10 protein-coding genes are annotated in these 13,832 nt (G+C 52.3%); 9 read left to right on the forward strand and 1 reads right to left on the reverse strand.

Features of this window, described 5'->3' with window-relative positions:
• Positions 1-167: 167 nt before the first annotated feature.
• Complete coding sequence (gene ppk1, locus A8990_RS15405) at positions 168-2,228, forward strand: polyphosphate kinase 1 (protein ID WP_116189932.1); 2,061 nt, start codon at positions 168-170, stop codon at positions 2,226-2,228.
• On the opposite strand, the gene A8990_RS15410 is transcribed toward ppk1, so the two are convergent.
• Complete coding sequence (locus tag A8990_RS15410) at positions 2,219-3,748, reverse strand: Ppx/GppA family phosphatase (protein WP_116189933.1); 1,530 nt, start codon at positions 3,746-3,748, stop codon at positions 2,219-2,221. The genes ppk1 and A8990_RS15410 overlap by 10 nt on opposite strands.
• A gap of 303 nt (positions 3,749-4,051) precedes the next feature.
• Between A8990_RS15410 and citZ the strand changes: the two genes are divergently transcribed.
• The 8 genes from citZ (at position 4,052) to A8990_RS15450 (ending at position 13,670) form a co-directional block, all read left to right on the forward strand.
• On the forward strand, positions 4,052-5,164 hold the full coding sequence (gene citZ / locus A8990_RS15415) for a citrate synthase (RefSeq protein WP_116189934.1): 1,113 nt from the start codon (positions 4,052-4,054) through the stop codon (positions 5,162-5,164).
• A 126-nt stretch (positions 5,165-5,290) separates the two neighbouring features.
• On the forward strand, positions 5,291-6,583 hold the full coding sequence (icd, locus tag A8990_RS15420; protein WP_116189935.1) for an NADP-dependent isocitrate dehydrogenase: 1,293 nt from the start codon (positions 5,291-5,293) through the stop codon (positions 6,581-6,583).
• Positions 6,584-6,914: 331 nt separating this feature from the next.
• Positions 6,915-7,871: a malate dehydrogenase gene (gene mdh / locus A8990_RS15425; protein ID WP_116189936.1), complete on the forward strand. Its 957-nt coding sequence runs from the start codon at positions 6,915-6,917 to the stop codon at positions 7,869-7,871.
• Between the two features lie 97 nt (positions 7,872-7,968).
• Positions 7,969-10,230: a DNA helicase RecQ gene (recQ, locus tag A8990_RS15430; protein ID WP_116189937.1), complete on the forward strand. Its 2,262-nt coding sequence runs from the start codon at positions 7,969-7,971 to the stop codon at positions 10,228-10,230.
• A 108-nt stretch (positions 10,231-10,338) separates the two neighbouring features.
• A complete protein-coding gene (locus A8990_RS15435) occupies positions 10,339-10,770 on the forward strand; it encodes a hypothetical protein (RefSeq protein ID WP_116189938.1) in 432 nt (143 codons plus the stop codon).
• Between the two features lie 30 nt (positions 10,771-10,800).
• Positions 10,801-11,757, forward strand: a complete 957-nt coding sequence (locus A8990_RS15440; RefSeq protein WP_116189939.1) for a sugar kinase — start codon at positions 10,801-10,803, stop codon at positions 11,755-11,757.
• Positions 11,758-12,561, forward strand: a complete 804-nt coding sequence (locus A8990_RS15445; RefSeq protein ID WP_116189940.1) for a DeoR/GlpR family DNA-binding transcription regulator — start codon at positions 11,758-11,760, stop codon at positions 12,559-12,561. It begins immediately after the preceding gene.
• A 161-nt stretch (positions 12,562-12,722) separates the two neighbouring features.
• A complete protein-coding gene (locus A8990_RS15450) occupies positions 12,723-13,670 on the forward strand; it encodes an NHL repeat-containing protein (RefSeq protein ID WP_116189941.1) in 948 nt (315 codons plus the stop codon).
• The last annotated feature ends 162 nt before the right edge of the window (positions 13,671-13,832 follow it).

The raw sequence follows: 13,832 nt of genomic DNA on the forward strand, positions 1-13,832 counted from the left end.
TCAACTGAACGGACTTCTTATTGATTAATTGTAGCATAGCCGATGAATCATTTACCAAAAATGTACGAGAGTCCGGACAACTTTACGCCTTGTTTACAAATCGTTAACATGTGACGAACATTGGTACTTCATAATTGTATTATTCGACAAGCAGGAGGACTACACAAATGAACAAAGCATTGTCGCCCTATGTAAACCGCGACTTGAGCTGGGTCGAGTTTAATCGCAGAGTGCTGGAGGAAGCGCAGGATCAAGACAATCCGTTATTGGAGCGTGCCAAATTCCTGGCGATCGTCTCAAGCAACCTCGATGAATTTATGAGTGTGCGCGTAGCGGGCATCCAAGACCAGATGAAGGCTGGGTATACGAAGCGAGATTTTACCGGCTATTCACCTGCAGGGCTATGGAAACGTCTGATGAAGCGTACAGACCTCATGGTAGCAGACCAATATCGAACCTATCGTGAAGTGCTTCGCGGCTTATCCAAAGAAGGCATCTGCTTCCGCCAGATCGACGAGCTTAACGCTCAGCAGTTGAAAGCGGTCGACGACTACTTCTTGGATATTGTCTTTCCTGTATTAACGCCGATGGCGGTCGACCAAAGCCGCCCATTCCCGCTGCTTCATACGAAAGAGCTCTATCTATCTGTACTGCTCGGCCGCGAGAATATGCCCGATGAAGAGGAGCCATTCTTCGCCATTGTACAGGTGCCATCGATTCTATCCCGGTTCATACAGCTTCCGAACCGCGTCAATAGCAAGAAGAATGAATTTCTGCTGCTCGAGGAGTTAATTGAGCGGCATATTAGCACGCTCTTTAACGGTTATACGACGATTGCGGTCGACCCGTTCCGTGTAACTCGTAATGCGGACTTAACGTTGAACGAAGAAGGCGCGGAAGATTTGCTCGAAGAGATTGAGAAGGAGCTGCGCCGTCGCCGATGGGGTCTTCCCGTTCGGCTTGAGTACGGCAAGGGCATGCATCCTTATGCGCTGCAAATGCTTAACGAAGAGCTCGAGCAAGGCGAGAATGTGTTTGAAATTGATGGGCCGCTGGACCTAAGCTTCTTGATGAAGTTTGCTTTTGCGGTGCCTGGCTATGACAATCTTCGGTTCGAACGAATTGAATCCGTCTATCCGCATGAGTTTGACGAAGATGATATGTTCTCTGTCATTCGCCAAGAGGATGTGCTGCTCTACCATCCGTATGAGTCGTTCGATGCCGTTACGGATTTCGTGACGGATGCAGCCCATGACCCCGATGTGCTCGCGATCAAAATGACGCTTTACCGGGTCAGCGGTCAATCCGCACTCGTTCAAGCGCTTGCGATGGCGGCCGAATCGGGCAAACAGGTGACGGTTGTGCTGGAGCTGAAAGCACGGTTCGACGAGGAGCGGAACATCGCCTGGGCACGTCAGCTGGAGAAAGCAGGCTGTCACGTCGTATACGGTCTCGTAGGTTTGAAGACGCATGCGAAGATTATACTCGTCGTGCGCAGAGAGCAAGGCATGCTGCGCCGATATGTCCACGTTGGCACAGGTAACTATAATGACAGTACGGCGAAGCTCTATACCGATATCGGCTTGTTCACTTCACATCCGATCATCGGAGCGGATGCATCCGCATTGTTCAATGAAGTTACGGGCTATTCCTCGCCATATGAGTGGAAAGCGTTCGGCGTAGCCCCTACAGATTTGAAAGATAAGCTGTTCGATCTGATCGATCGCGAGAAGAAACATGCTGCAGCAGGGAAGCCGGCGCATATTATCGCGAAGATGAACAGCCTGTCGAATCAGGAAATGATCGATAAGCTGTATGAAGCATCGCAAGCTGGTGTTCGCATCGAGCTTATCGTGCGCGGCGTATGCTGCCTTCGTCCTGGCGTGCCTGGACAGAGTGAGAATATTCGGGTCATTAGTATCGTAGACCGGTTCCTGGAGCATTCCCGGATTATGTACTTCAATAACGGAGGGGACGAGGAGTTGTTCTTGTCCAGCGCGGATTGGATGACTCGTAACTTGACCCGCCGGATTGAGCTCTTGTGCCCTGTGTTCGATGCCAAATTGCGCAATACGCTCATGAACGTGCTTAAGCTCAATTTGGACGATAATCGTAAGGCTCGCGAGCTGCAATCCGACGGTAGCTATGAGTCGGTGCGGAATGATGAACCTGCCCTTAGAAGCCAGTTCGCTGCGAAAAATATTCGCAAATGGAAGAGCTACCGGTAATCAGGCGGGTACAGAATCGGCGTTAAGTTCCACTGCTTCTTGAAGTCGCTCGCGAGCGAATCGACCTCTTTGCGTTCGACCGCGAGCATGCCGTCGGCACGAAGCGCGCGCAAGTGAAGCTTGCCGCCGGATGCTTCGATGCTCAGCTTGCCGATCGCCTGCGTTTCGCTGCGGTCGAGTGCGATGGCGAGCTGCAGCACGACGCCAAGCTTGCATACCGTGTCAACGTCTTCTTCGCTGAGCAGCGGCTTATAGGCGGCTGCTGTCTGTTTCACTCGGCTTTTGCCTTTATAGGAAGCTACCAAGGAAGTGATGAGAAGCTCCCGATGCGACAAGCCATTAATATGCGAGTTGATCATCAGATAGAAGGTATGCTTCTTGTAATCGTAATAATCGATGCTCGCACCGATACGATGCAGGATGGAAGCGATATCGAGATATTGGCGTGCCCGGTCTGAATCGGGCAATTCCGCTCCAAGCAGATCAATCAGGCTCAGCACGGTGCGATTGACTTGCGAAGTGTGCTGCATCGGCGCTTCCGGGTGAAGGGCAGCGAGATTGTTCACGCTGTATGTAACAACATCATCGAGTCGCGGACGATCCGGGAAACGGGTAGCATAGAACAATCCATCCCTAAGGCCGGCTGCGCATACGACATAATGAGATGCCATCGTGACACGGAAGATCGCCCGCAGGATGGCAATCCCCGGGACGATAATATCGACCCGGTCTTTGGACAGGCCAGGTATTTTGCTTCGCTTATCCAATGGCTGTTTGCGCATAAGCTCGAACAGCTCGTCGGTCGAAGCAGAATCAAGCGGATAGTTATTCGTACTTGGGAACGGATATCTGACATGGGCTTGATGCACCTTTCCAAGCGCACGAACGGTACCGCCAATGCCGACCAGCGGCAAGTTCGGCGCGTTGCGCAGCCACGGCTCTTGCTCCACTGTTTCTTCAATATGTTTCTCAAGGTCCTTGAGCTGCTGATCGGTCAGCATCCCGCCTTTGGCATAACGCTTCGTCATGCTGACGCAGCCGAACGGGAACGAAACGGCCTGCACAAGCTTACGACCTTTGAACAGCGATACTTCTGTGCTGCCGCCGCCAATGTCGATTAAGAATCCGTCCTCAATCACCATAGAGTTGATCATGCCGAGGTAGCCGTAATCGGCCTCCTGCTTGCCTGACAACAGCTCGATTGGCAGGCCGGTTTCCGCTTCAATGCGATGAAGAATATGCTCCTGATTGGTTGCATTGCGAATCGCTGCCGTTGCTACGGCGCGAATATGTCCGGTGCGATGATGAGCGCAAATTAGCCGGAAATGGTTGACCAGCTCGACCAATTCATCTATAGATGGCTCAGGAAGTGCTCCGTTATCATCGAGCTGCTCGCTGAGACGTGCGGAATGTTTGCTGCCGTCAATAGCGCGGTGAGCTCCGCCGGCTGTACGCTCATAAACAACAAGCCGAATCGAGTTGGATCCGATATCAATGATGCCTATGCGCTGTTCTGTCATTCGAGATTCCCCCTTAAGAGGCGTAAAGCCAGTCTTGTTATACTGCACATCTTACCATTTGGAACAACCGCAATAAAGTGTTGTTTTGCGCGGGTAAAAGTGAAATGTTTAGGGAAAAATCAATGCAGGTTAAGTAGAAGAAAAAACCTTTATGGTGCCGATAAAGCAATTTTATGTCCGATTTTGTTCACTTCCTGGTCAAAATCCGATATGATTAAAGCGACGATTGTGGAACTCGAATCCAATTATTGTTAACGTTACTCCATTTATTTTAAATAAACAGAGGTTAAAGGAGAGAGAAACATGACAGTAACGAAAGGTCTGGAAGGTATTGTCGCAACGACATCCTCGATCAGCTCCATCATCGATGGCGTACTGACATATCGCGGGATCAACATCGACGATCTTGCTGAGCACGCTTCTTTTGAAGAAGTGGCTTACTTACTCTGGTACGGCAAGCTGCCGAATCAATCCGAGCTGGACGAACTGATTCAGAAGTTTAGCGAATACGCAGCAGTACCGGCACAAGTGCTGGAACAAATCAAGCTTTACCCAAGCAACACAAACTCGATGGCGGCGCTTCGTACAGCTGTTTCGAGCTTGGCGCTGTATGATGAATCCGCTAACGATATGTCGCAAGAAGCGAATATTAGGAAAGCAATCAAACTTCAAGCGCAAATCCCGACGATCGTTGCTGCTTTTGCCCGCATTCGTAAAGGCCAAGAGCCAGTAGCGCCGAAATCCGGCGTATCGATCGCTTACAACTTCCTATACATGCTGACAGGCCAAGAGCCGGATCAAGTTGCGGTTAAAGCGCTTGACCAAGCACTTGTACTTCATGCAGACCACGAGCTGAACGCTTCCACTTTCGCAGCGCGCGTTACAGTTGCTACGTTGTCGGACATCTACTCCGGCGTAACTTCGGCAATCGGCGCTCTGAAGGGTCCATTGCACGGCGGCGCGAACGAAGCTGTTATGGTGATGCTCGAAGAAATCGGTTCGTTCGATAACGTTGAATCTTATATCAATGCGAAGCTGGCGAACAAAGATAAGATTATGGGCTTCGGTCACCGTGTTTACAAAGGCGGCGATCCGCGTGCAAAGCATCTGCAGAAGATGTCCCGTGAGCTTGGCAAGTTGACAGGCAACATGGAGCTGTACGAAATGTCCGTCAAAATTGAAGAGCTGGTAACCGGTCAAAAAGGACTGAAGCCGAACGTTGACTTCTACTCCGCATCGGTTTATACAACGCTTCAAATTCCACGCGACTTGTTCACGCCGATCTTCGCGATCAGCCGTTGCTCCGGTTGGACAGCGCACATTCTTGAGCAATACGAGAACAACCGCTTGATCCGTCCGCGTGCCGAGTACACAGGTCCAGTAGATCAAAAGGTTACTCCGATTGCAGAGCGTTAATTAGTACTAGCGGCCTTGTCGTGACGGGGTGCCGACTGCCAGCGCGAAGCATGCGCGGACAGCCGGCTCCCGTCATGTTATGTATAGCGATTATACGAACTTCAAATTATAGGAGGATTTCAAACCATGAAACTCGAAAAATTCGCGTTGCCAACTATGGGCGACAAAATCACAATCGATAACGGCGTACTAAACGTGCCAAACAACCCAATCGTACCTTTCATCGAGGGCGACGGCACAGGCCGTGACATCTGGAAAGCATCCGTGCGCGTTCTGGATGCAGCAGTTGAGAAAGCATACGGCGGCGAGAAGAAGATCGCTTGGTACGAAGTATTTGCCGGCGAGAAAGCATTCAATAACTACGGCGAATGGCTGCCAGCTGATACGCTGACTGCAATTCGTGAATATATCGTAGCCATTAAGGGTCCATTGACTACGCCAATCGGCGGCGGTATCCGTTCCCTGAACGTAGCGCTTCGCCAAGAGCTTGACCTCTACGTATGCTTGCGTCCAGTTCGTTACTTCGACGGCGTGCCTTCCCCGGTAAAACGCCCTGAGCTAGTAGATATGGTTATTTTCCGTGAGAACACTGAAGATATTTACGCTGGTATCGAGTACCAAGAAGGTTCCGATGCTGTTAAGAAAGTCATCTCCTTCCTGCAAAATGAAATGGGCGTTAACAAAATCCGCTTCCCAGAAACTTCGGGTATCGGCATCAAGCCAGTTTCTGCAGAAGGTTCGAAGCGTCTTGCTCGCGCAGCAATCGAGTACGCGCTGAAGCATGGCCGTAAATCGCTGACGCTGGTTCATAAAGGCAACATCATGAAATTCACTGAAGGTGCATTCAAAACTTGGGGCTATGAAGTCGCTGAGCAAGAATTCGCTGACCAAACATTCACATGGGGTCAATACGACCGCATTAAAGAAGCTGAAGGCACTGACGCTGCGAACAAAGCGCAAAAAGAAGCAGAAGCTGCTGGCAAGCTGATCGTTAAAGACGCAATCGCGGACATCGCGCTGCAGCAAGTTCTGACTCGTCCAACGGACTTCGACGTTATCGCTACGCTGAACCTGAACGGCGACTACCTGTCCGACGCACTGGCTGCACAAGTTGGCGGTATCGGTATCGCACCGGGCGCGAACATCAACTACCTGACTGGCCATGCGATCTTCGAAGCAACTCACGGTACTGCGCCTAAATACGCTGACCTTGACGTTGTCAACCCAGGTTCGGTTATCCTCTCCGGCGTAATGCTGCTTGAGCACCTTGGCTGGCAAGAAGCTGCTGATTCCATCTACAAAGGTCTGGAAACAGCAATCAACAACAAAACAGTGACTTATGACTTCGCTCGTCTGATGGAAGGCGCAACAGAAGTTAAATGTTCGGCGTTCGCTGACGAAATTATTAAAAACCTGTAGTTTCGGACTTCGTATCGAATAACGTATCTCTTTCCTCACAATAAAACTTCGGACTATCCCCCTCCAAGGAGGGGGACCCCGAGGGTTACCACCCTCTGGACACCGGAAGGTATAACGTTGGAGTTAGACATACGCTATATAGAGTGGTACGTGTATCGCTTTCGCAAGAACCGCATAGCATTCGCTATTGCGGTTTTTGCACGCTATAATAGGTTTGAGCATGGTGGCCGCTCGAGGCGGCAAAGACATAAACACAGAACAGCGCGATAAGGATCAATAATGAAGGTTGCAATCGGGGAAACTAATCCTAAACTTTAGGAGGTAGTGTACGATGGCGATTAGACGTAATAAGATTACTGTTGTTGGAGCGGGGTTTACCGGTGCGACGACGGCTTTGATGCTCGCACAGAAAGAGCTTGGCGATGTTGTCCTTGTCGATATTCCGCAGCTGGAGAATCCGACGAAGGGGAAAGCACTGGACATGATGGAATCAACACCTGTTCAAGGCATCGACTCCAAAATCATCGGTACTTCCAACTATGAGGACACGAAGGACTCTTCCGTCGTCATCATTACGGCAGGTATCGCGCGCAAGCCTGGTATGAGCCGCGACGATTTGGTGAACACGAATGCCGGCATCGTCAAATCCGTCTGTGAGAACATTAAAGCAACTAGCCCGGATGCCTATGTCATCATCCTCTCTAATCCGGTCGATGCGATGACTTTCGTTGCGTATCAGTCACTTGGATTCCCGAAAAATCGAGTCATCGGCCAATCCGGTGTCCTCGACACTGCACGTTACTGCACGTTCATTGCGGAAGAGCTGAACGTTTCAACTGAGGACGTTCGAGGCTTCGTGCTCGGCGGTCACGGCGATGATATGGTACCGCTCGTACGCTATTCGAACGTCGGCGGCATCCCAATCGAGAAGCTGATTCCGGCTGACCGAATTGAGGCCATTGTGCAGCGAACACGTGTCGGAGGCGGCGAGATCGTCAACTTGCTCGGCAACGGCAGCGCCTATTATGCGCCTGCTGCTTCGCTCGTGCAGATGACCGAAGCGATACTGAAAGATAAGAAAAGAATATTACCCGTTATTGCGCTGCTTGAAGGCGAGTACGGCTACAATAACTTGTTCATGGGCGTGCCTGTTATTCTTGGCGGCGATGGGATCGAGCGGATCTTCGAGCTGGAGCTGTCAGCCGAGGAGAAAGAGGCGCTGCAGAAATCAGCTAATTCGGTTCGTGGTGTCATCGCGATCGTGAATGGCGGGAACACCGGTGCCTAGAACGATCTAGAGAGCATGATAAGCTCATGAAGCACATGAGACCCTGATGCAGTATCGTCAGGGTCTTCATTTTTGATGGTGGAAGGAGGAACATGAAATGAGTACGCATCAAGAAGAAGCACTGCGTACGCTGAAGCAGGTGTATGGCTACGACAGCTTCCGTAAAGGTCAGAGCGATATCATCGCTGGCGTTTTAGAGGGGAAGGATACGCTCGCCATCCTGCCGACAGGCGGTGGTAAGTCGATCTGTTACCAGCTTCCTGCACTGCTGCTGCCTGGAACGACGATCGTCGTTTCGCCGCTCATCTCACTGATGAAAGACCAGGTAGATGCGCTGAACCGGCTTGGCGTATCCGCTGCTTATCTGAACAGCTCACTAAGCGCGGAATCGTACCGCGAAGTCGTGCGCCAAACTTCCCAGGGCGTGTACAAGCTGCTCTATGTTGCGCCAGAGCGACTTGACAGCTCGATGTTCGACTCCTTGTCGAGCCAAATGCATATCCCGCTGATCGCGATTGATGAAGCGCACTGCGTGTCGCAGTGGGGGCATGACTTCCGCCCAAGCTACAGGCAGCTTGCGGGTTGGATCGGGAGGCTGGAGAACCGCCCGCCAGTAGCCGCGTTTACGGCAACGGCAACGCCTGAGGTATCCGAGGATATAGCAGCGATGCTGGGACTTCGCAAGCCGAATATATTCGTAACCGGCTTCGCTAGAACGAACCTTACGTTATCGGTGGTCACAGGGACGGATAAGAAGAAGTTTCTTCGTGACTACTTGAAGCAACGGCCAGACCAATCCGGTATTGTGTACACGGCGACACGGAAAGAAGCGGAGGAAGTATGCGACGACCTGATGAAGCTTGGCATTGCCACAGGCAAGTACCATGGCGGCTTGAACGATGAGGAGCGGGCGGAAGCGCAGGAGAAGTTCCGATTCGACGAGTATCGTGTCATGGTAGCAACGAATGCGTTCGGGATGGGGATCGATAAGCCGAACGTGCGCTATGTGGTTCACTGGCAGATGCCTGGCGACGTAGAGTCGTATTATCAGGAGGCTGGACGTGCAGGGCGAGACGGAGAGGAGAGCGAATGCGTTCTTCTATTCGAGCCGCAGGATGTGCAGGTTCAGCGGTTTCTGATCGATCGAAGTACGACGGACCCTGATCGCAAAAGCATTCAGTTGAACAAGCTGTACACGATGATGCACTACTCTCGTTCGGAGAAATGTTTGCTGCAATATATCGTGCGGTACTTCGGTGAAGCAGATGTGCCGGAATGCGGCAAATGCAGCAACTGTCTCGATCAAAGCGCAATGATTGATACGACGGAGGATGCGCGCAAGGCGCTCTCTTGTGTTGGGCGGATGAAAGGGCGCTTCGGTATTTCGATGGCTGCGAAGGTGCTAAAAGGGTCACGAGAGAAGCGGATACTCGAGTTTGGGCTGGACAAGCTCTCTACATACGGACTGATGCGCAGCTGGGCGGAGAAGGAGATTACCGACCTGCTCTACTATCTTGTTGCGGAAGGCTATCTCCGGATCAGCGAAGGCGAATATCCGACGGTATCGTTGACGGCCGAAGCGCTGCCCGTATTGGAAGGGAAGCTGACCGTTCACCGGCGGCAGAGCGCTGCTGCCAAGCGGAGAGAAACCGCTGGTACGAACGTGTCAGCCGCGAACACGCCGCTGTTCGAAGCGCTGCGCGAATGGCGCCGCGTGACGGCTGCAAGAGAAGGCGTGCCGCCGTTCATGCTGTTCTTTGATGCAGCGCTCCGTGAAATAGCCGACAGGCAGCCTGTTACGACCGAGCAGCTGCTCGGCGTGAAAGGCGTCGGCGAGGCGAAGGCGCGCAAATACGGAATCGATGTGATTACGATCGTACGCGATTTCAAAGATGGAGCAGCTTCGGGAGGATATCCAGCTGCACTTAGAACCGACGACCCGCAGCCACAGTCACAAGTTGCCCAGCCAAGCCGAGCAACTGCAGCAGCAACAGCTGAGCCGAAGGTGCAAATTAGCGAGGCAGATGCCGCCGAGCTTGCCGAGCTTGAGAGTCTGCCAAGCCATATGCAGACGCTGACCTTGCTTGGCAGAGGCAAGTCGCTCGCCGACATTGCAGCGATGCGAGGCATGAGCAGAGTAACAATCGAGAACCATCTGCTGCGTTGCGCGCAGGAAGGCGAGGAGCTGGACTGGGCGATGTTCATCCCGGCGCAGCATGAGACTCTTATCGTCGAGACCATCCAGCAGATCGGCAGCGAGAAGCTGAAACCGATCAAAGAAGCGCTGCCTGACGATGTCGATTATTTTGCCATAAAGGCTGTCATGGTTAAGCATCAATTGACACCTTCTTACGAATAGCACTATTTTTTGTAATGAAGCGTGCGTTTTAGTATACTTGTTAAGATAATACATTATAGCGATTACTGAAATTAGCTAATGTATCGACTCGTTGAGGAGGAAGCAAGCATGTTCGATTTTATGTTATTTTTGCACGTAATCGGTGCGACTGGAATGGGGTTTTATATCGTATTGCCGCTGATGGCCGGCCGCGCTTCCAAGCTTGACGGCGCTGGACAAGCCGGTCTTGCCTCTGGTCTCGTATCTGCCAACCGCATTGCCCAATATTTCCTTGTGCTGCAGCTGCTGACTGGCGGCTACTTGATGTCGCAAGGCGAGTACGAAGTCATTTGGATGATTATCGTAACGGTGCTCTTCTTGGCAATCGCAGCGCTTGGCGGTATCGTGACGAAGCCGCTGAAACGTATCGCTACGGCAATTCAAAGCGGCGAGAGCGCATCCGCACACATTGCTAAGGCACGTGCTTTGAGCCTTATCATTCTTGTGATCTATATCGTCATTCTTTATTTCATGAAATATCCGATCCATAAAAGCATTTAATACGCCCGCAGGTCTATTGGAGGAGAACCCATGACGAAGACAGCGCCGGATTTATTAACATTTGGCGAAACGATGGCTTTATTCATGCCGCAGGATCACCGTGCGATTGAAAGCTCCGCAATGCTGGAGCAAAGCTATGGCGGCGCTGAGAGCAATGTTGCAATCGGCGTAGCAAGACTTGGCGAATCGGTTGGCTGGTTCGGCGCCCTGGGCGACGATCCATTCGGCCGATCCATTCTGAAGCGGATTCGCGGTGAAGGCGTTGATGTGTCCCGGGCGACGTTGTCTGCAGATGCACCGACAGGCATGATGTTCCGCGAGACGGTCGCAGGCAAGCTGACGGTACACTATTACCGCAAGCATTCGGCCGCGAGCCGAATGAAGCTGAGCGATCTCGATCTGGATTACATTCATAGCTGCAAAATATTGCACGTGACGGGCATAACACCAGCGCTCAGCGACAATTGCCGTGAGACGATCTTCGCTGTCGTAACTGCAGCGAAGGAAGCAGGCGTGAAGATCAGCTTCGATCCGAATTTGCGGCTGAAGCTATGGTCGATCGAACAGGCGCGCGAAGTGGTGCTGCCGCTCGCTGCACAGGCGGATTATTTTCTGCCAGGCTGGGATGAGCTGAGACTGCTGTATGACACAGACGACTTCGAGGCTGTGAAAGAGCAGCTGGCTGGCTTGTCTGCGATTAGCATCGTGAAAGGCGTCGGCGACATGAACGTCGTGCTGGATAACGGGCAAGCGGTTGAAGTGCCGTTCTATCCGGTTGACCGTGTCATTGATACAGTAGGCGCCGGCGATGGCTTCTGCTCTGGTTTCCTTGCAGGCTTGCTCAAAGGGATGAGCGTGCTCGAGGCAGTACGACTCGGCAGCATTAGCGGCGCGCTTGTCATACAAAGCCGCGGTGACTGGGAAGCGCTGCCGGAATGGACGACGGTAGAGCGCCGATTATCGGACAAAGGCTGGGTGGAGCGATAGATGGCTGAAGCTGGGTCTTCAAAAGGACAGCGGCGGCGGGAACAGATTATGAATGTGCTGAAACGGCAGGGACGGATTACGATCCAAGAGCTCGTGGAACGTTTTGGCATATCAGAGGCGACGGCTCGCCGCGACCTGGAGCTGATGGAGAAATCAGAGCCGGTCATTCGGACGATCGGCGGCGCGATGTATGACGGGATGAACGCGGTGCGCGAGCTGCCTTTTGCCGAGAAGGAAGGATTGTCGTTTCTCGAGAAGGAGCGCATTGCCGCTGCGGCTGCCAGCCTGATCCATGAAGGGGATGTCGTCGGCTTGTCCGGCGGGACGACGAACTATTATCTCGCGAAGCTGCTTAAGACGCGCAGAGGCATTACGGTGGTGACGAATGCCGTGAATGTCGCGATGGAGCTGGCAGGCAGTGACATTAACGTCGTTGTGACCGGCGGCATGATGCGGCACAACAGCTTCGAGTTATGCGGTCCTCTTGGGGAAGGCATGATCGGACAGCTGCATATCGGCAAAATGTTCCTCGGCGTTGACGGCGTCTCTTCAACAGGCGGCATCACAACATACTCGGAGCAGGAGGCGCACATCGCGAAGGCGATGATCCGCCGCTCGCAGGCGACATACGCGATGTTCGACCATACGAAGATCGGCCGGACGTCTCTGTTCTCGATTGCGCCGCTGTCACAGCTGCAGGGCTTCATTACCGATGAAGAGCTGCCGCAGCAGCTTGCATCCATTGCCAAGACGCATGAGATCCAAATCGTCATTGCCGATGCGCAGTATGGAGCGAGTGTGTGAACGAACACCATGAAATGAAGTAAGGAAGTAAGCGAAAGCGATGGCTGCCACAGGCGGCTGTTGCTTTTTTTATTTTCGAAAATTGGCAGCTGGTTCCTTGTACGACTCTCAATATTTGGTATACTTGGGGATGTACGAACACTTGAAGGGAGACATGTGACGTGTCTGAGAAATTGATCGCAGAGAAATTGATTATTGGTAACGCCTCTCACTCCTATGAAGTTGCACAAGGCTGGGGTAAGCTTCCGGAAGGAATCGCTTACGGCTACACACACGGCATCGTCGTTGATGAAAATGATAACGTTTACGTACATAATACCGGCAAAGATTCCGTTATCAAATTTGATAAAGACGGTAACTTCATTACATCGTGGGGTCCTGAGTTCGAAGGCGGGGCACATGGCTTCTATCTCCACCGCGACAACGACGGAATCGAATATCTGTACTTCGCAGATACGAACCGTGCGCTTGTTGTGAAGACGACGCTGGATGGCGAGACATTGCTGGAGATCGGCGGACCTGATCGTCCTGATCTGTACGATGCTGAGCGCCGCTATGTTCCTACTGACGTGTGCGTGGCGCCAAACGGCGACATCTATGTATCGGATGGCTATGGCCAATTCTATATTCACCATTATGATGCGGAGGGCAATTATATCCGCTCGTGGGGCGGCCGCGGTTCGGAGCCGGGCCAAGTAATTGAGCCGCACGGCATCTCGATTAACCTGCGCGGCGAAGAACCGGAAATTTATGTCGCTGACCGCCGTAACAGCCGGATTCAAGTGTTCACACTTGAAGGCGAACATAAGCGCTTCGTCGATCATAACCTCGACCTGCCGTGCAGCTTCTACTTCTTCGGTGATGAAGTGTACATTCCGGACCTCGACAGCCGTATTACGGTGCTCGACCGCGATGACCGTCTCATCACACACTTAGGCGAGGATCAGCAGGCGTACAAGCAGCAAGGCTGGCCGAACCTGCCTAAATCCTACTATCGTCCGGACAAATTCAGCTCTCCGCACGGCGTGTGCGTGGATTCCCAAGGCAATGTGTACGTTGCCGAGTGGATCTTCGACGGTCGAGTGACGAAGCTGATCAGACAGCAATAATTAATTTATATGTATTTGTAAAAGCAGGCCTACCTAGGGCTTGCTTTTTTTGCATGTGGCGAGGCACCCATGTGCGTTATTGTGGCGAGAATTCGGCGGAAAGACCAAAGAGAGTACCCAGGAGCACCACATTGGCGAGTTTTCCTGGAAGGAGACCGAAGT

It is taken from the genome of Paenibacillus taihuensis, assembly GCF_003386535.1.
GTDB lineage: Bacteria > Bacillota > Bacilli > Paenibacillales > Paenibacillaceae > Paenibacillus_Z > Paenibacillus_Z taihuensis.

What these genes read in the sequence shown, in the direction of transcription:
- icd (WP_116189935.1), top strand. Translation starts at nt 5,291, where the DNA reads ATGAAACTCGAAAAATTCGCGTTGCCAACTATGGGCGACAAAATCACA.
- ppk1 (WP_116189932.1), top strand. Translation starts at nt 168, where the DNA reads ATGAACAAAGCATTGTCGCCCTATGTAAACCGCGACTTGAGCTGGGTC.
- recQ (WP_116189937.1), top strand. Translation starts at nt 7,969, where the DNA reads ATGAGTACGCATCAAGAAGAAGCACTGCGTACGCTGAAGCAGGTGTAT.
- A8990_RS15445 (WP_116189940.1), top strand. Translation starts at nt 11,758, where the DNA reads ATGGCTGAAGCTGGGTCTTCAAAAGGACAGCGGCGGCGGGAACAGATT.
- citZ (WP_116189934.1), top strand. Translation starts at nt 4,052, where the DNA reads ATGACAGTAACGAAAGGTCTGGAAGGTATTGTCGCAACGACATCCTCG.
- A8990_RS15440 (WP_116189939.1), top strand. Translation starts at nt 10,801, where the DNA reads ATGACGAAGACAGCGCCGGATTTATTAACATTTGGCGAAACGATGGCT.
- mdh (WP_116189936.1), top strand. Translation starts at nt 6,915, where the DNA reads ATGGCGATTAGACGTAATAAGATTACTGTTGTTGGAGCGGGGTTTACC.
- A8990_RS15435 (WP_116189938.1), top strand. Translation starts at nt 10,339, where the DNA reads ATGTTCGATTTTATGTTATTTTTGCACGTAATCGGTGCGACTGGAATG.
- A8990_RS15410 (WP_116189933.1), bottom strand. Translation starts at nt 3,748, where the DNA reads ATGACAGAACAGCGCATAGGCATCATTGATATCGGATCCAACTCGATT.